The organism is Neisseria sp. HMSC064E01 (assembly GCF_001808875.1).
GTDB lineage: Bacteria > Pseudomonadota > Gammaproteobacteria > Burkholderiales > Neisseriaceae > Neisseria > Neisseria sicca_A.
Genome location: NZ_KV794907.1, coordinates 1 through 17,411 on the forward strand (window position 1 = coordinate 1; position 17,411 = coordinate 17,411).

21 protein-coding genes are annotated in these 17,411 nt (G+C 51.3%); 9 read left to right on the forward strand and 12 right to left on the reverse strand.

What is annotated here, in order from left to right:
• Positions 1–56: 56 nt before the first annotated feature.
• The 5 genes from efp to HMPREF2572_RS03395 form a co-directional block, all read right to left on the reverse strand.
• A complete protein-coding gene (gene efp, locus HMPREF2572_RS03375; protein ID WP_002219406.1) occupies positions 57–617 on the reverse strand; it encodes an elongation factor P in 561 nt (186 codons plus the stop codon).
• 41 nt (positions 618–658) lie between these two features.
• Positions 659–1,810 carry an elongation factor P maturation arginine rhamnosyltransferase EarP gene (gene earP, locus HMPREF2572_RS03380; protein ID WP_070496256.1) on the reverse strand — a complete coding sequence of 384 codons (1,152 nt, stop codon included), beginning with the start codon at positions 1,808–1,810 and terminating at the stop codon, positions 659–661.
• Positions 1,811–1,858: 48 nt separating this feature from the next.
• The gene (locus HMPREF2572_RS03385; protein ID WP_070496257.1) at positions 1,859–2,137 is read right to left on the reverse strand and encodes a hypothetical protein; all 279 of its coding nucleotides are present in this window, start codon (positions 2,135–2,137) and stop codon (positions 1,859–1,861) included.
• 153 nt (positions 2,138–2,290) lie between these two features.
• Positions 2,291–3,043 carry an alpha/beta fold hydrolase gene (locus tag HMPREF2572_RS03390; RefSeq protein WP_070496258.1) on the reverse strand — a complete coding sequence of 251 codons (753 nt, stop codon included), beginning with the start codon at positions 3,041–3,043 and terminating at the stop codon, positions 2,291–2,293.
• Between the two features lie 250 nt (positions 3,044–3,293).
• Entirely contained in the window at positions 3,294–4,193 is a 900-nt protein-coding gene (locus HMPREF2572_RS03395; protein WP_070496259.1) for an NAD(P)H-hydrate dehydratase, read from the reverse strand.
• Positions 4,194–4,322: 129 nt separating this feature from the next.
• Here HMPREF2572_RS03395 and HMPREF2572_RS03400 point away from each other — a divergent pair, with 129 nt between their 5' ends.
• Entirely contained in the window at positions 4,323–4,982 is a 660-nt protein-coding gene (locus HMPREF2572_RS03400; protein WP_070496260.1) for a cytochrome b/b6 domain-containing protein, read from the forward strand.
• Positions 4,983–5,057: 75 nt separating this feature from the next.
• Here the strand turns inward: HMPREF2572_RS03400 and aspA are convergent, their stop codons facing one another.
• The 4 genes from aspA to ybaK all read right to left on the reverse strand — a co-directional run bounded on the left by aspA (position 5,058) and on the right by ybaK (position 8,948).
• The gene (aspA, locus tag HMPREF2572_RS03405; protein ID WP_070496261.1) at positions 5,058–6,455 is read right to left on the reverse strand and encodes an aspartate ammonia-lyase; all 1,398 of its coding nucleotides are present in this window, start codon (positions 6,453–6,455) and stop codon (positions 5,058–5,060) included.
• 179 nt (positions 6,456–6,634) lie between these two features.
• The gene (locus HMPREF2572_RS03410; protein ID WP_070496262.1) at positions 6,635–7,510 is read right to left on the reverse strand and encodes a DMT family transporter; all 876 of its coding nucleotides are present in this window, start codon (positions 7,508–7,510) and stop codon (positions 6,635–6,637) included.
• Positions 7,511–7,670: 160 nt separating this feature from the next.
• Positions 7,671–8,291, reverse strand: coding sequence for a DnaJ domain-containing protein (locus tag HMPREF2572_RS03415; RefSeq protein WP_070496263.1), 621 nt, complete (start codon positions 8,289–8,291; stop codon positions 7,671–7,673).
• A gap of 174 nt (positions 8,292–8,465) precedes the next feature.
• Positions 8,466–8,948: a Cys-tRNA(Pro) deacylase gene (gene ybaK, locus HMPREF2572_RS03420; protein WP_070496264.1), complete on the reverse strand. Its 483-nt coding sequence runs from the start codon at positions 8,946–8,948 to the stop codon at positions 8,466–8,468.
• Positions 8,949–9,177: 229 nt separating this feature from the next.
• Between ybaK and HMPREF2572_RS03425 the strand changes: the two genes are divergently transcribed.
• Both HMPREF2572_RS03425 and recA read left to right on the forward strand, forming a co-directional pair.
• Positions 9,178–9,528, forward strand: a complete 351-nt coding sequence (locus HMPREF2572_RS03425) for a RidA family protein (protein ID WP_016687444.1) — start codon at positions 9,178–9,180, stop codon at positions 9,526–9,528.
• A 399-nt stretch (positions 9,529–9,927) separates the two neighbouring features.
• A complete protein-coding gene (gene recA / locus HMPREF2572_RS03430; protein WP_049225386.1) occupies positions 9,928–10,974 on the forward strand; it encodes a recombinase RecA in 1,047 nt (348 codons plus the stop codon).
• Between the two features lie 84 nt (positions 10,975–11,058).
• Here recA and grxD read toward each other — a convergent pair whose 3' ends face one another.
• The gene (gene grxD / locus HMPREF2572_RS03435; protein ID WP_070496265.1) at positions 11,059–11,370 is read right to left on the reverse strand and encodes a Grx4 family monothiol glutaredoxin; all 312 of its coding nucleotides are present in this window, start codon (positions 11,368–11,370) and stop codon (positions 11,059–11,061) included.
• A gap of 293 nt (positions 11,371–11,663) precedes the next feature.
• On the opposite strand from grxD, the gene HMPREF2572_RS03440 reads away from it, so the two are divergent.
• A complete protein-coding gene (locus HMPREF2572_RS03440) occupies positions 11,664–11,936 on the forward strand; it encodes an ACT domain-containing protein (protein WP_019270481.1) in 273 nt (90 codons plus the stop codon).
• 14 nt (positions 11,937–11,950) lie between these two features.
• Positions 11,951–13,306, forward strand: a complete 1,356-nt coding sequence (locus HMPREF2572_RS03445; protein WP_070496266.1) for a PFL family protein — start codon at positions 11,951–11,953, stop codon at positions 13,304–13,306.
• 247 nt (positions 13,307–13,553) lie between these two features.
• On the opposite strand, the gene era is transcribed toward HMPREF2572_RS03445, so the two are convergent.
• Both era and rnc read right to left on the reverse strand, forming a co-directional pair.
• A complete protein-coding gene (gene era, locus HMPREF2572_RS03450; protein WP_070496267.1) occupies positions 13,554–14,480 on the reverse strand; it encodes a GTPase Era in 927 nt (308 codons plus the stop codon).
• A 67-nt stretch (positions 14,481–14,547) separates the two neighbouring features.
• Positions 14,548–15,267, reverse strand: coding sequence for a ribonuclease III (gene rnc / locus HMPREF2572_RS03455; RefSeq protein ID WP_070496268.1), 720 nt, complete (start codon positions 15,265–15,267; stop codon positions 14,548–14,550).
• Positions 15,268–15,539: 272 nt separating this feature from the next.
• On the opposite strand from rnc, the gene HMPREF2572_RS03460 reads away from it, so the two are divergent.
• The 4 genes from HMPREF2572_RS03460 to HMPREF2572_RS03475 all read left to right on the forward strand — a co-directional run bounded on the left by HMPREF2572_RS03460 (position 15,540) and on the right by HMPREF2572_RS03475 (position 17,376).
• Complete coding sequence (locus tag HMPREF2572_RS03460; protein ID WP_070496269.1) at positions 15,540–15,863, forward strand: DUF2185 domain-containing protein; 324 nt, start codon at positions 15,540–15,542, stop codon at positions 15,861–15,863.
• Positions 15,864–15,939: 76 nt separating this feature from the next.
• Positions 15,940–16,419 carry a 6,7-dimethyl-8-ribityllumazine synthase gene (ribH, locus tag HMPREF2572_RS03465; RefSeq protein ID WP_009311397.1) on the forward strand — a complete coding sequence of 160 codons (480 nt, stop codon included), beginning with the start codon at positions 15,940–15,942 and terminating at the stop codon, positions 16,417–16,419.
• 145 nt (positions 16,420–16,564) lie between these two features.
• The gene (gene nusB, locus HMPREF2572_RS03470; protein ID WP_003744263.1) at positions 16,565–16,996 is read left to right on the forward strand and encodes a transcription antitermination factor NusB; all 432 of its coding nucleotides are present in this window, start codon (positions 16,565–16,567) and stop codon (positions 16,994–16,996) included.
• A 29-nt stretch (positions 16,997–17,025) separates the two neighbouring features.
• Positions 17,026–17,376: a hypothetical protein gene (locus tag HMPREF2572_RS03475; protein ID WP_070496270.1), complete on the forward strand. Its 351-nt coding sequence runs from the start codon at positions 17,026–17,028 to the stop codon at positions 17,374–17,376.
• Positions 17,377–17,411: the final 35 nt, after the last annotated feature.

Below are 17,411 nucleotides of genomic sequence, written 5' to 3' on the forward strand. Positions count from 1 at the left end.
AAAAAGGTCGTCTGAAACTTTTCAGACGACCTTTTATTTTGATTCACAAACAATGCTTAAGCGCGTTTGCGGAATTCGCCGGTACGGGTATCGATTTCGACTTTGTCGCCGTTTTCGATGTAAGACATCACTTGGATTTCAGTGCCGCCGACCAGACGCGCGGTTTTCATCACTTTGCCGGAAGTATCGCCTTTAACGGCAGGCTCGGTGTATTCGACTTCGCGTACGATGATGGTAGGCAGCTCGACAGAAATGGGGTTGCCTTCGTAGAAGGTTACTTCGCATTGGTCTTCCATGCCGTCAACGATGAATTTCAACGCGTCGCCGATGTTGTCGGCTTCGATTTCGTATTGGTTGAATTCTTCGTCCATGAAGACGTACATAGGATCGGCAAAGTAGCTGTAAGTACAGTTTTTGCGGGACAGGATAACGACGTCGAATTTGTCGTCGGCTTTGTAAATGGTTTCGGAAGCGGCACCGGTCAGCAGGTTTTTCAGTTTCATGCTGACTTTGGCGGAAGAGCGGCCGCCTTTGATGTATTCGGTTTTTTGAACGACCATAGGATCGTTGCCGACCATGAATACGTTGCCGGCGCGCAGTTCTTGTGCTGTTTTCATTGTGATTTCCAATCAAATCGGTTGTAAATAAACGCGCTATTTTAGCGTATTTTTTTATGCTTTGAAATAAAGGCAGCGAGTTTTTCAGGGGCTGACGGCTGCTCGAAAAGATAACGGCTCCACTCCTCTGCACCTTGCCGCCAGTCGTTTTGATGTTGTTGCAGGGTTTGCCAACATTCAAGGCGTTGGGTTGCGGATAAAGCCTCTCCGCCGTTGAGGTCGTCTGAAAGGCGGCGGTGTGCCGAGGCGGTTTCGGGCGTGTAGAAACCATGCGACTTATCCCAAAAGGCGTGGAGTTTGTCGAGATGGACGTTTTCATCTTGCGGATAGATGTGCCAAAAAAAGGGTTTGCCGGCAAGCTGAGCGCGGACGAAACTGTCTTCGCCACGTATCACGGCGCAGTCGGCGAGGTGTAACAGTTTGTCGAAATCCTGTTGCGGCACGAAAGGGATTTTGACGAGGCGGACTGAGGTCGTCTGAAAAACATCACCGTCGTTTTGCAGGGCATCTTGCGAAATCATGCCGCTTTGTTTGAGGCTGTCGATAATTTGCGTACCCGCCAGCAGTAGGGTCAACGCGCTGCCTGCCTGTTGCCACATGTCCAGCCATTTTGCCCAAACATCGCTTCGATAGCCGAAAAGCAGCCATTCGGGGGCATTTTTTTCAGGAAGCATCAGCCGCTCTCGCAGGGCTTCGCTATCGAAACGGACGGCATCACGATAATCGCGTTCGCGTATCAACCCGCCGCTTTTTTCGCTGAAACCCATAAACCAAAAATATTTTTGAACGCCTTCCTGCGGTGAAGGCATCAGATGCAGCCTTTCATTGCTTTCTTCCGCGCTCAAATATTCCCAATTCAGCCAAAGCGGCTTGTGTCGGCGGATGATGTGCAACACATTTTCGGGCAGGTCGCAGGCGAAAGTTTCGATGACGACATCGGGAACGGGCGCAGCATCGATGTCTGCCGCGTCAGAATACCAAGTGCGGACATGAATATCCTGATGAACGCAGGGAAGATCAGGCAAATCGAGACAAAGCGCACGCAAGGCGGACACATCGTCCGTCCACAAATGCACCTGCCAACCAAGCTCGCGGCGCAAAACACGGGCAAGCCGCATGGAAACACCGATATCGCCGAAATTGTCGATGACGTTGCAAAAAATCCAACAAACAGGAAAAACGTGTGTATTCATAAAAGACTTGAGGTCGTCTGAAATCGGTTTCAGACGACCTTTTCAAAACTAAACCGCGCCGAAATAGTGGAATAAATACACAATCAGCAAAATGATCGGAATAAACAGCAGCATGGTTTGACGTTTCAAATCAAACTCTTGCTTAAGATGATGCTTGATGGTTTCGAAGAGGATGAATTTGAACAAAAACGTCGCTTCGCAAGCAAGGATGATGCCGTTGATTAAGTGCTGCGCCTCGTCTTCGGGCGGATTGACGACGAAAATAGCAAGCGTGATTAAAGGTATCAGGCAGACGATAAGCCAGCGGATGATAAGGATTTTGGGCATGGTGTGACGGATAAAATAATGATAATGGAAAAGAGCAAGTCGGCAGTTTAATCGGTACGGGGGAGGATTTCAAACGGATGGACAGGTCGTCTGAAAACAAAGATGTAGCTCCAAAACCCGTTTTCAGACGATCTATTTATTCAATACCGCCTTTTACAATGCCTGAAACGCCTGTACTGCCGCCCAAACGATTTCGGGCTGCTCTTTAATCGCTTCATGAACGGCAAACGGCACATTCATCAGATGCACATAAGGCAATTCGGTTTTCAGTTCTACCCAATCATCGAAGGCAAGCAGAAAATCGGCTTCTCCGCGTATTGCCAAGACATTAGCTGCGACTTCACGGACACTTTCGTTGGGATAACCGCTTGCGCTTTCATCCAGCCACATGGCTTTCAATGCCGCAATCCATTTTTCGGCATCGGGTTCGGGATTGGCTGCCTGATAAGCGGCAAGCTGTTCCGACAGGTTTTCTTTTACGATATTAAGGTCTAACGCTTCAAACATCGACCGTACGCGATTCAAGTGTTTTTGATGCCACTCTGCGCCTACCGTGATGATTTTCTCAACATTTTCATCTTCCGCACCGAGACGGTAAGCAGTTATTCCTCCGTCGCTGAAACCGAACAGACTGTAATTTTCCACGCTTTCACTGCGCAGGATTTGGCGCACGTCATCGGCGACTTGGGCATAGGTCAATGCGGCGGTGCCGAGCGTAGAGCGTCCGTGTCCGCGCGTATCGACAGCAATCACACGGTAGTGTTGCAATAGGCGCGGCAGCAGCGGTTCAAAATCGCTAATCGAGCCAAAACCGCCGTGAAGCAAGACCATGACGGGAGCGGCTTCCTTACCGCCGATTTGGTAGTGCAGGCTTGCGCCTTGATGGTTAAAAAATTTGGACTGCATGGTTTACCTTTTTCACTTGATTTGGATTATCTACACAGGAAACATCAAAGAGATTTTATAGTGGATTAACTTTAAACCAGTACGGCGTTGCCTCGCCTTGCCGTACTATTTGTACTGTCTGCGGCTTCGTCGCCTTGTCCTGATTTAAATTTAATCCACTATAAATTCAGACACAAATGTTGAATATTCACAAAGGATCGTCTGAAAACAAAGATACAGCGCCAAACTCGTTTTCAGACGACCTCTTTCTTTAAACTTTTGTTTTATCCATCATCAGCCGATTCCTCAACCATCTGGCGGCGGGTGCAATTTCGCCTGCGAGCATACCGGCTTCCACGCCCGTCGAGTGTTTGATGACATCCGCCGCTGCGCCGTGCAGCCATACGCCGGCGCAGGCGGCTTGAAATGGGGCAATGCCTTGTGCGAGCAGGCTGCCGATGATGCCGCTTAACACGTCGCCGCTGCCTGCGGTGGCAAGTCCGGCGTTGCCGCTTTGGTTGGTATAGACCGTGCCGTCGGGCGCGGCGACCAGCGTGCGGTGTCCTTTTAGGACGGTTACGGCTTGGAACGTTGCGCTGATGGTTTGGACGGCGGACATTCTGTCTTGCTGGATGGCTTGGGTGGATGTACCGAGCAGGCGGGCGGCTTCGGCGGGATGCGGGGTCAGAACCAGATTGCTGCGTTTTTGTGCTGCTTCTCGTGTTTCTGAATTCGACCTTGCCAGCAGGGTCAGTGCGTCGGCATCAAGCAACAGCGGCGCGTCCTGATTTTGCGTCAACACGGCATTTAAGATTTGGTTGGCGGTTTCTTCCAAACCTATGCCGCAGCCGACCGCCCATGCGCTGATGTCCTTGCGTTTCAGCAAGTCTTCGGCAGTTGCCAGCATGATTTCGGGGCGTTCGGGAATGATGGCGAAGGGCAAGGCGGTTTGATTGAAGCCCGCCCACACTTTGCCGCTGCCTTGATAAATCGCGGCGGTGGAAGCGAGAGCAATGGCTCCGCTCATGCCCGATGCGCCGCCGACGACGGCGAGCGTGCCGTATGTCCCTTTGTGCGATTCCGCCTGGCGCGGGGTGAATACGTCGGGAAATTGCGAGGTCGTCTGAAAAAAATCGGGCGTATCGGGGAGCGTATAGGACGGGTTCATCATCAATCTGCCTGAGTTTGGGATAAAATAGCGGATGCGTGGCGAAAAGAGGATGTCTTTTATCGACTGTTGTTGTCACGATTCTACCGCCCCGTATAGGAACACTACAACCGCACAACAAGGAATATCTAAATGAAACAAAAAGTCAAAGTCTGGGATTTGCCGACGCGCCTGTTTCACTGGCTCTTAGTCTTATCGGTCGGATTTATGTGGTACAGCGCGCAGGCTGGCGGCGGGATGCTGGTTTGGCACTTGCGCTGCGGGCTGCTGATCGTCGGACTGATTATCTTCCGCCTGTGTTGGGGCTTGTGGGGCAGCGATACGGCTCGGTTTGCACAATTCGTGCGTGGTCCGTCATCCATCCGCCGTTACCTGCAAGGCAGCCTGACGGAAAACGAACAGCCCGGACACAACCCTTTGGGCGCGCTGATGGTCATTGCGCTGATTGCAGCGGTCTTGCTGCAAGTCACGACAGGCTTGTTCGCCGCCGATGAAAACACGTTTACCGACAGCGGCTATCTGAACCATCTGGTCAGCTCGGACACGGGCAGCCTGATGCGCAAAATCCATGTCAATTTCTTCAACCTGCTTGCGGCATTGGCAGGTCTGCACATTTTCACGGTTTTGGCGTATAAATTTTTGAAGAAAAAAGATTTGATCCACCCGATGATCAGCGGCTACAAGCATATCGAGGGGCAAACCGTTGCCTTGAAATTTGCTTCCGCCGCCAAACTGATTGCCGCCTTAGTAGTCACGGCTGCGGGGGTGGCTGCGATTTTGATGTTGAAATAACAATTTGAACAAATAGAAAAAGGTCGTCTGAAACGGCAATTCCGTTTTCAGACGACCTTTTCTTTATGCCCTATCTTACAAATGCGGGTTCATCAGGTTTTCGGGCGACAGGATGCGGTCGAGTTCCGCTTCGCTCAAGAGGCCGCGTTCGAGTACGACTTCGCGCACGCCTTTGCCAGTTTGGGCGCAGATTTTGCCGACCAAATCGCCGTTGCCGTGTCCGATATACGGGTTCAGATAAGTAACCAAGCCGATGGAGTTGAATACATAGCGTTCGCAGATTTCGCGGTTGACGGTGATGCCTTTGACGCATTTTTCGGCAAGGTTTACCGCTGCGTTGCCCAACAAAGAAATGGTCTCAAACATACATTGCGCGATGACCGGCTCCATCACGTTTAATTGCAGCTGCCCCGCTTCGGCGGCGAAGGTGATGGTGGTGTCGTTGCCGATGACTTTGAAGCAGACTTGATTCACCACTTCGGGAATCACGGGATTGACTTTAGCGGGCATGATCGACGAACCTGCCTGCATTTCCGGCAGGTTAATCTCTTTCAAACCGGCGCGCGGACCGGACGACAAAAGGCGCAAGTCGTTACAGATTTTCGATAATTTCACCGCCGTGCGTTTCAATGCGCCGTGTACCATCACATACGCGCCGCAGTCGGAAGTCGCTTCAATCAGGTTTTCAGTCAGCTTGCAATCCAAGCCGCTGACTTCGGACAATTTTTTCACCGCCAAAGCCGCGTAGCCTTTGGGTGTGTTCACACCCGTGCCGATGGCGGTTGCGCCCAAGTTGACTTCCAACAACAGGGCGCGCGTGCGGTCCAGATTCAAAATCTCTTCTTCCAGCAACACTTGGAAAGATTGGAATTCCTGCCCCGCCGTCATCGGTACGGCATCTTGAAGCTGGGTTCGCCCCATTTTCAAAACATCTTTAAACTCATCGGCTTTCGCGGCAAACGCATTTTTCAGCAACGCCAGTTTTTCCAGCAGCGCACCGACGCTGTAATACACCGCCAGCCTGAAGCCGGTCGGATACGCATCGTTGGTGGACTGGCTGGCGTTCACATGATCCATCGGATTGACGATGTCGTAGCGGCCTTTTTCATAACCCAATATTTCCAAAGCAAGGTTGGCGATGACTTCGTTGGTGTTCATGTTGACCGAAGTCCCCGCGCCGCCCTGATACACGTCGGACGGGAATTGGTCGAGGCAGCGGCCTTTGAGTAACACTTCGTCGCAAGCCTTTTCAATGGCGGCGGCGATTTCGGGTTTCACTGCACCCAGTTCGCCGTTTGCCTGCGCGGTTGCTTTTTTTACCATCACCATGCTGCGGACGAACTGCGGCACGTCGGAAATTTTTTGATTGGAAATTTTAAAGTTTTCCACCGCACGCAAAGTATGGATGCCCCAATACGCTTCGGCGGGGATTTCGCGTTCGCCTAGCAAATCGTGTTCGATACGGACAGTCATTTCTCTTACCTTCTCATTCGTTTGTTTATAAAGTAATGTGCATATGCAGGCGGAACATTAGACCGTTTTGCATGGGTTGTCTAGCTGCAAACGCGCCGTTGTTATCAAAGTAGAAAAAACATTCCCGCCTGTAAGACAAAAGGTCGTCTGAAACCTTTTTCAGACGACCTTTTACATGCTTACATCCCGACCAGCCCCCGTATCTGCGGCCAGTAAAATAAACAGGCGATGGCACAGACGGCGACGCTGATGCCAGCAGCGTTGATGCTGCTGATTTTTTCTTTAAACGCCATTGCGCCGACCAGCGTACCCAAGACGATGACGCCGATGTTCATGCCTGCAAAGACCAGCGTCGGATTGTCTTTCATCATTTGATGGGCGGTGATGTAGGTAACGATGTTGGCGAAGTTCAAGCCGCCCAAGATGATGCCGCCGATAATGCCTTCTTTCGTCCATTTGGTCGATTGGGAGAAAAGGTAGCCGAACATCAAAATACCGGCGAGGCTGAAGGCGACCAAAAGGTTGCCGGAAAACGCCGTGCCGCTTTTGGCGAGCTGTTTGAAGAGGATGTCGATGATGCCGTAGCCCGCCCAAACGCCCGCGAGCAACATGATTTGCGTGCCCAATCCGCCTGATTTCTTGCCGCCGTCGGCTTTCCACAATAGGCAGAACAAAGCCACAAACGCCAAAGCGATGCCTATCAGCCGCCCTTCGGTCAACGCCTCGCCAAAAATGACGAACGCGGAAATAATCGGCAATATCAAAGACAAACGTTGCGCCGCATCGGACTTGACGATACCCGCCGCATCGACTGCCTTGCCCATAATCACAAACACCGAAGGCAATAACACGCCCAGCGCGCCAAACAGCCACCACGTCGGCAAAAAGGCTTTCGGATTACTCAAATCGGGTTTCAACACCCAAGCCGTCAACGCGACCGCGACAATGTAGTTCACCGCCACCGCCTGCGCGACGTCGATTTTGTTCTTACGCGCCAATTTGAGCAATACCGACACAGACACGCTGCACAATATGCTTGCCAATAAATAAATCATGTTTTTCCTTTGATTAAGTGTGTCGGATGCACCGGACAGATTTCAGACGACCTTCTTTGTGTCCTGTTTTTCTATTTAGTTTCCCGCCAACGACCCCTATAAAAATTTCAGACGACCTCGGAATGCAAAGGTCGTCTGAAAACAAAGCGGGCTGTCGCGCTTAGAACCAAGTATCCAAAGACATGCGCTTGTTGTCCGTCAGCTTGATGAATCCGGCTGCCAGACGGTAAACAAACCAAACCGATACCAAAAACAGTACCACGGCGCCGAGTCCGATCAACGCAGTGAGTTTACTCAATATAAACCCCGCCAGACCGCCCCAGAAGGTTTTAATCAGATAATCTGCATGGTTATTATAAACCGAGTCGCTCATATCGCCACGTTTCACATACGCCAAGATGATGCCGGCAACCGGCATGACGAAGGTAAGCAATCCCAAAGCCAACAAGGCATACATCGCCATAACGTAAGTACGGTCGCCGTCTCGGTGCAACATTTCCGCCGTATTGCCGGTCTGTTGGCTGGTAGTCTGTTGGTTGGCGGTCTGCCCGTTTCTGCCGCTGAATTCACGGAGCGACTCGTCGTACCATGCACGACGTTCAGGATCGACCAGCGTATCGTAAGCCTGACGGATTTCCTTGAAACGCTCTTCCGCTTCGGGATTGCCGGGATTACGATCGGGATGGTATTTCATTGCCGAATCGCGATAGGCTTTTCTGATTTCTGCAATGTCCGCATCCGCCGAAATGCCGAGAATTTCATAAAAATTACGGTTTTCCATATTAGGGTGTGCCTCTTTGGTTTGTGTTTGCCAAAGCCTGATACCGTGAAATCACGCTAACAAGCGCTAGACAGAATAAAAACAGATATAAAATCAGGCATTGTGTTCTTTTTATAAAACCTTCAAATCTGCCCGAATCTGCGTTTCCCGACTTAAAAACCGTTTCGCATCCCTTTAAACGGCGACCTGTACATCCTGCGGATTCAAAGCCCGCAAAGCCTGCGGATTGACACCGATAATAAATCCGCGCTTGCCGCCGTTGATATAAACCTTCTCCAAATCCCAAATACTTTTTTCAACATAAACAGGCAACTGGGTTTTCATACCGAAAGGCGTCGTGCCGCCCACCAGATAGCCCGTCCATTTGTTTGCCTGGTTCGGATCGGCAGGCTCGATGTGTTTCATACCCAAATCGCGCGCCAGATTGCGGGTGGAAATCTGCTTGTCGCCGTGCATCACGACAACCAACCCTTTCTTCGCTTCGTTTTGCAGCACGATGGTTTTGACCACCTGATGCTCGTCCACGCCGAACAAATCCGCAAACTGCCCTGTCCCGCCGTGTTCCTCATAAACATAAATATAAGGCTCAAAATCAATTTGATGTGTACGCAGGAAACGGACGGCAGGCGTAACCGGATAATCGGTATTTTTGCTCATGATGCAGTCCCAATATTATTCAGACGACCTAAATTCAATATGACAATGACGCGTAAAAATAGTTTCCGCATCTTTTCAAAAACAGCCCGCCTGCTGTGGCAGACAATCAAGCTGAATGTTACCATAAGCCCCTGCACAATACCCGTCATCTTGTTCCGACCCAATCGGAAAACCGAAATCCGATGACAGGACAAAATGCCCCGCATGCCCCAACCTCAAGGAATATCAAATGAATATCCGATACCTCGGTACGACCGAACGCTACTCCGAAGCCGTCTGCGCCGGAGGATTCGTCTTCCTCTCAGGCATGGTTCCCGAAAATCCCGAAGCCGATGCCAAAGCCCAAACCGAAAACGTCTTGGCGCAAATCGACCATTGGCTCGAAGAATGCGGTTCCGACAAAGCACACATCCTCGAAGCCACCATCTTCCTGACCGATATGAACGACTACGCCGCCATGAACGAAGCCTGGGATGCCTGGACAGCCCCCGGCCGCGCCCCAGCCCGCGCCTGTATCGAAGCCAAACTCGCCAAACCGGAATGGGCGGTCGAAATCAAAGTATCCGCCGTGTGTAAGTGATTGGATTGAGCGAGGGGTCGTCTGAAAACCGCAGTCGATTTTTCAGACGACCTCTGTAACCAAAGAATCCGCAACACTGATACTATAGTGGATTAACTTTAAACCAGTACGGCGTTGCCTCGCCTTGCCGTACTATTTGTACTGTCTGCGGCTTCGTCGCCTTGTCCTGATGTACTATCTGCGGCTTCGTCGCCTTGTCCTGATTTAAAGTTAATCCACTATAACAAAAACTAGAAATATTTAATTTTATTAGAAACAGATAGTTATCTAAAAAATACCCAATAAATCCGCCTATATTTCAAAATAAAAGCGAAATAAACTATACTTTTTCTTAATTTATGAGATAATAGCTAAACAAATTCTTAGCTAACTTCCTTAACATCAACCGAGAACAACACTATGTCAGACGAAAAAAGCAAAGCCCTAGCCGCCGCCCTTGCCCAAATCGAAAAAAACTTCGGCAAAGGCTCCATCATGAAAATGGACGGCAGCCAGCAAGAAGAAAACCTTGACGTCATCTCCACCGGCTCGCTCGGTGTGGACTTGGCGCTCGGCGTCGGCGGTCTGCCGCGCGGTCGCGTCGTCGAAATCTTCGGTCCGGAATCCTCCGGTAAAACCACGCTCTGTCTCGAAGCCATCGCCCAATGCCAGAAAAACGGCGGCATCTGCGCCTTTATCGACGCTGAACACGCCTTCGACCCCGTTTACGCCCGCAAACTCGGCGTTAAAGTAGAAGAACTTTACCTCTCCCAACCCGATACCGGCGAGCAGGCTCTGGAAATCTGCGACACGCTGGTGCGCTCCGGCGGCGTGGACATGGTCGTTGTCGACTCCGTAGCGGCCCTCGTACCCAAAGCCGAAATCGAAGGTGAAATGGGCGACAGCCACGTCGGCCTGCAAGCCCGCCTGATGAGTCAAGCCTTGCGCAAACTGACCGGCCACATCAAACGCACCAACACGCTGGTCGTCTTCATCAACCAAATCCGTATGAAAATCGGCGTGATGTTCGGCAGCCCCGAAACCACCACCGGCGGTAACGCCCTCAAATTCTACGCCTCCGTCCGCCTCGATATCCGCCGTACCGGACAAATCAAAAAAGGCGACGACGTTATCGGCAACGAAACCAAAGTCAAAGTCATCAAAAACAAAGTCGCCCCTCCGTTCCGCCAAGCCGAATTCGATATTCTGTACGGTGAAGGCGTAAGCTGGGAAGGCGAACTGATCGACCTCGGCGTCAAATACGATATCGTTGAAAAATCAGGCGCATGGTACAGCTACAACGGCGCCAAAATCGGACAAGGTAAAGACAACGTTCGCGTATGGCTGAAAGAAAACCCCGAAATCGCCAACGAAATCGACGCCAAAATCCGCGCTGCCGTAGGCATCAACGTTGATATTACCGAAGGCAAACTGGACGACACCGACGGCGAACGTCCTGAGGAATAAACCCCTCTTGAATCTTGGTTAAAATGAAAAAGAGGTCGTCTGAAATATTTCAGACGACCTCTTCATGATTCCGTATCAGGCAAATCAAGCTTTCAGCAATTCTTGCAGCTCACCTGCTTCATACATTTCCATCAGAATGTCGGAACCGCCGACAAACTCACCATTCACATAAAGTTGCGGAATGGTCGGCCAATCGCTGTATTCTTTGATACCTTGGCGGACGGCATCGTTTTCCAAAACATTCACGGTAACGTAATCAGTACAGCCCACAGCATTGAGGATTTGCACGGCGCGTGAAGAGAAGCCGCATTGCGGAAACTGCTTCGTACCCTTCATAAATAACACAACGCGGTGAGTGGTAACGACTTCTTTGATTTGGTCGTGGATAGAGGTCATGGTGTAATCCTTATTTACATGAATCGGTTAATCGGAATTTGCGCCATTATACGCAAATTGCTGCATTTAGGTGCGTCTGTTTGCATACGCATTTGAACAACTTAATATTCGCTCATCAAAAATCTCGAGATTACAAACCTACCGATTATCCTTTGCCCATCCTATTCAATAAGCAGCCAACCAAACCGATAAAGCCTAAAAATTGTCAACAATCCAAGCGAACTTATTTTAAAGCGGTGCTATAATTTCCCAAATCAAATTTTTTCAGACGACCTCTAAAAGGACCCTGACTTATGAACAACTCAGTCATCACCGTCATCGGCAAAGACCGCGTCGGTATCGTGTACGACGTTTCCGGCATTCTCGCAGAAAATCAAATCAACATCCTCAATATCAGCCAGCAGCTGATGGACGATTTCTTCACCATGATTATCTTGGTGGATACCTCAAAATGCCCCAAATCACGGCAGGAAATGCTGGATTTGTTTGCGGAAGAGAGCAAAAAACTCGCGCTCGACATCCGTATGCAAAATGAAGAAATCTTCCAAGCCATGCACCGCATTTGAGTCGGAGGAATGTGATGAGTATCCAATCCGGCGAAATTTTAGAAACCGTCAAAATGGTTGCCGACCAGCATTTCGATGTCCGCACCATTACCATAGGCATTGATTTGCACGACTGTATCAGCACCGACATCGATGTACTGAACCAAAACATTTACAACAAAATCACCACCGTCGGTAAAGATTTGGTCGCTACGGCGAAACACCTGTCTGCCAAATACGGCGTGCCGATTGTGAATCAGCGTATTTCCGTCACGCCGATTGCACAAATCGCGGCGGCGACCAAAGCCGATTCTTACGTCAGCGTGGCGCAGACTTTGGACAAAGCTGCAAAAGCCATTGGCGTATCTTTTATCGGCGGCTTTTCCGCGCTGGTGCAAAAAGGCATGTCGCCTTCAGACGAGGTGTTAATCCGTTCCATTCCCGAAGCGATGAAGACGACCGACATCGTGTGCAGCTCCATCAATATCGGCAGTACGCGCGCCGGTATCAATATGGACGCGGTCAAACTGGCGGGCGAAACCATCAAACGCACGGCTGAAATCACGCCCGAAGGTTTCGGCTGCGCCAAAATCGTCGTGTTCTGCAACGCGGTGGAAGACAATCCGTTTATGGCGGGCGCGTTTCACGGTTCGGGCGAAGCGGACGCCGTTATCAACGTTGGCGTATCGGGGCCAGGCGTGGTCAAAGCCGCGCTGGAAAATTCGGACGCGGTCAGCCTGACCGAAGTCGCCGAAGTCGTGAAGAAAACCGCCTTCAAAATCACCCGCGTGGGCGAACTCATCGGCCGCGAAGCCTCGAAAATACTGGGCATTCCATTCGGTATTCTCGATTTGTCGCTTGCACCGACCCCTGCCGTTGGAGACTCGGTAGCACGCATCCTTGAAGAAATGGGCTTGAGCGTCTGCGGTACGCACGGCACGACGGCTGCTTTGGCATTACTGAACGATGCCGTGAAAAAAGGCGGCATGATGGCTTCCAGCGCGGTCGGCGGTTTGAGCGGCGCGTTTATCCCCGTTTCCGAAGACGAAGGCATGATTGCTGCCGCCGAAGCAGGCGTGCTGACGCTGGACAAGCTCGAAGCGATGACCGCCGTCTGCTCGGTCGGGCTGGACATGATCGCCGTTCCCGGCGACACGCCCGCGCACACGATTTCCGGCATTATCGCCGACGAAGCCGCCATCGGTATGATCAACAGCAAAACCACCGCTGTGCGCATCATTCCGGTAACGGGCAAAAACGTCGGCGACAGCGTCGAGTTCGGCGGCCTGCTGGGCTACGCGCCTGTGATGCCAGTTAAAGAAGGTTCGTGCGAAGTGTTCGTCAACCGCGGCGGCAGGATTCCCGCGCCGGTGCAGTCGATGAAGAACTGATTGTTTGACCATGAAAAAGGTCGTCTGAAAACTTGCAATACTTGTTTTCAGACGACCTTCGTTTATTTGAGACTGTATAGTGGATTAAATTTAAATCAGGACAAGGCGGCGAAGCCGCAGAAGTACAGATAGTACGGAACCCATTCACTTGGGTGCTTCAGCACCTTAGAGAATCGTTCTCTTTGAGCTTAAGGCGAGGCAACACCGTACTGGTTTAAAGTTAATCCACTATATATTTTCAGACGACCTACAAACCCAATTCCCTGAGGAAGCGCACGTCATCCGCCCAGCCTGATTTGACTTTGACCCATACTTTTAAAAACACTTTGGTATCAAACAGTTTTTCCATATCGAGACGGGCTTCGGTGGAGATTTTTTTCAGTTTTTCCCCGCCTTTGCCGATCAGGATGGCTTTTTGGCTGTCTTTATCGACCAATACAGCGACGTAGATTCGGTAAAGGCCGTTTTCCTCTTCTTCGAATTGTTCGATTTCCACGTTCATGGCGTAAGGCAGCTCTTCGCCGAGGTAGCGGAACAGTTTTTCGCGCACGATTTCGGTGGCGAGGAAACGGCTGGAACGGTCGGTCACCATTTCTTCCGGATACATCGGCACGCTTTCGGGCAGATAAGGTCTGAGGCGCGCGAGCAGATTGGCGATGCCCAATCCGTGTTTGGCGCTGACGGTTTCATGTCCTGCAAATTTGAATTCTGCGCTGATTTGGTCGATAAATTCCTGCAAACCGTCATTGCCCGCTTTATTTTTGTCGATTTTATTGATAACAAGGATAACGGGCGTGTTTGTCGGCAGTTGCTTCATCACGATACGGTCGGCATCGGTAAAGCGCATGGCTTCGACGACGAAAACGACGGCATCGACGCCGCTCAACGCTTCGGTAACGTTTTGATTGAGGCGGTCGTTTAGGGCGTTGCGGTGTTTGGTTTGGAAGCCCGGCGTATCGACGAAAACGAATTGGGCGGTGTCGTCGGTGTAAATGCCGGTAACGCGGTTGCGCGTGGTTTGGGCTTTTTTACTGGTAATGCTGATTTTTTGTCCGATAAGGTGGTTCATCAGCGTGGATTTGCCGACGTTGGGGCGGCCGACAATGGCGACGAAGCCGCAGCGGTAGTCGGCAGGATGGCTAGATTCGTTTTGCAGGAAGGTTTCGATGTCCATGATGGCTTTCTGTTTGAAGTTTCAGACGACCTTTTCGTATCCCTAGGTCGTCTGAAAAATAAATCGGCTATTTTTTTGCTTTTTTCAAAGGATGGTGTTGCTCAAGCCATTGCAGCGCTTCTTTGGCGGCTTGCTGCTCGGCAACTTTGCGGCTGCAGCCTTGTGCTTTGCAGATGAAGCCGAGTTCGCCCAAGTCGCATGAAATCAGGAACATACTGTCGTTGGCATGACCGATTTGTTCTTCGATGCGGTATTTGGGCAGGGCAAGGCGGCGGGCTTGGAGGGCTTCTTGCAGGGCGGTTTTGTTGTCTTTGCCCTGCGTTTTGAAATCGGCGCGTTTGACGCGTTCGGCAAACAAGTGTCGCACCACTTTCTCCGCCTCGGCGAAATCCGCGTCAAAGCTGACTGCGGCAAACATCGCTTCCATAGCATCAGCAAGGATGGAGGGGCGTCTGAAACCGCCGCTTTTTAACTCGCCCGCGCCCAAATAAAGCCCGTCGCCGACATTCATTTCCAAAGCGATTTCTGCCAATACGCCTTCATTGACCAAGCTCGCGCGCAAACGCGACAACTCGCCTTCAGTCAGCTTGGGGAACGCGTCAAACAACATTTTGGCGACGGTGTAGTTCAAAATCGAATCGCCGACAAACTCGAAACGCTCGTTGTTTTTCGCATGGTAGCTGCGGTGGGTCAGCGCCTGCTGCAAAAGCGCGGTATCTTTGAAATGGTAACCCAGTTTATTCTGAATGGCGGTATGCGCCTGCTGTTTTAACACATCTGTTTTCATGAGGACGTTTGTCTTTCTTCTTGCTTCGGCGTATCGGGCGGGAGGCGGCAAAAATTCAGCCTCCCAAACCAACCCGAATGCGTTTCGGCACTTCATGCAAATACGGAAACACTTTAAGGCTGCAATAGTCGTCTGAAATACAGTTCAGCCCGTTTCAGACGACCAGCATTGTACCATCAAACCTTAAGCGGCAAATATAAAGATACACGGTGCAGAGGCTGCCCTAATCATGATAAAATCCGCACAATTTTTACGGCACGCAACACACCACAATGAACAAATTTGCCCAAGCCCTCTCAGCCGCACTCGACCGCTGCATCGTGACCAACACGGTAGCCAAACAAGGCGAACCTGTCGGCTTCCTCTACCGCGAAGCCCCCGTTTTCGAAAACGACAGCGGCTGGCGTTTCTTTAGCGGCGACGAGACCGACGAATACACCGACGATCCTGACAATTTCAGTGTCGTCAGCCTTTCCGAAATTACCCAGCCCAATCCCGCCGTCGCCGCGCTCATAACCCAACCCGAAGGCAGTGCATGGGAAATAGGCGAAGACGGCGAGTTTCAAGCCGTTGCCGACTGGCAGCCACAAGAATAAATCCACCAATATCGTTTTCAGAAAAGCCAAACGTCGTCTGAAAACCCGTTTACCGCTCAAAATACAAGGAAACACCATGAACATCATCGCCCCGAACCTCGACGGCGCACACCTACGCATCGGCATCGTACAAGCCCGCTTTACCAACGAAATCGGCAGCGAAATGCTCAAAGTCTGCTGCCGCACCCTGCAAGAATTGGGTGTAGCCGACAACAACATCACCATCGCCACCGTACCCGGCGCGCTCGAAGTACCGCTCATCCTGCAAAACATGGCAGCCTCCGAGCAATACGACGCACTGATTGCCATCGGCGTCGTCATCCGCGGCGAAACCTACCATTTCGAACTCGTTTCCAACGAATCCGGTTCAGGCGTAACCCGTGTCGGACTCGACTACAACATCCCCATCGCCAACGCCATCCTAACCACCGAAAACGACGAGCAAGCCGTCGCGCGTATTGAAGAAAAAGCCGCCGACGCTGCCAAAGTCGCCGTCGAGTGCGCCAACCTCGTCAACCATCTGATTGAAGAGCAGTTTGACGACGAAGAAGAATAAATCCGAACGCGAAACCCGCCGCTTTACAGCATCTCGGTTTCGCTCCATCCGCCGGACAAACCGTTTTCAGACGACCCGTCATCCGAAAGAGGTCGTCTGAAACATTCATTACCGCACCCACCGTGCCGCCAACGAAGGAATCCCCATGAAAACCCCACGCCGCCGCGCCCGCGAGTTAGCCGTACAAGCCCTCTACCAAGCCGGCATCAACAACACCGCCGCCCCCGAAATCGCTAAAAACATCCAAGACCAGCCCGACTTCGCCAAAGCGGACGAAGAGCTGTTCAACAAACTCTTCTTCGGCACACACACCCATGCAGCCGAATACATCCAACAAATCCGCCCCCTGCTCGACCGCGACGAAAAAGACCTCAGCCCCATCGAACGCGCCGTCCTGTTGATGGCATGCCACGAATTAAGCGCGATGCCCGAGACCCCCTACCCCGTCATCATCAACGAAGCCATCGAAGTGACCAAAACCTTCGGCGGCACCGACGGACACAAATTCGTCAACGGCATCCTCGACAAACTCGCCGCCCAACTGCGCCCGAACGACCCGAAACGCGGAAACGTATAATTTAATTGATTGAGCATAAAAGGTTTTTAATGAAAATCGCACTCCGACTTCTGACCACCGCCGCGCTGATGCTGTCGACACAGGTCTTTGCGAAAACCCCGCCTCCCGGCGTTTACATGACCATGGATTCGCAGATGATCGGCATACTGAACAATGGCAAATATTGCATGGCTTTAAACAACGAAGTCAAAAACGGCAGCTGGCAGAAAACGCCGGACAGTCTGCAACTGGATGACAACAAAACAGTCATTACCGACAACAGCAGCGAAGGCTACGCCATCAACGGAGAACCTGCCATGCTGATGAAAGGCAGCAACACTGCCGGCATGTGCGCCACCCTTAAGCAACATGCCAACGAAAAACAACGCAACCGACAGTAAGCCGGCAAATATAGTGGATTAACTTTAAATCAGGA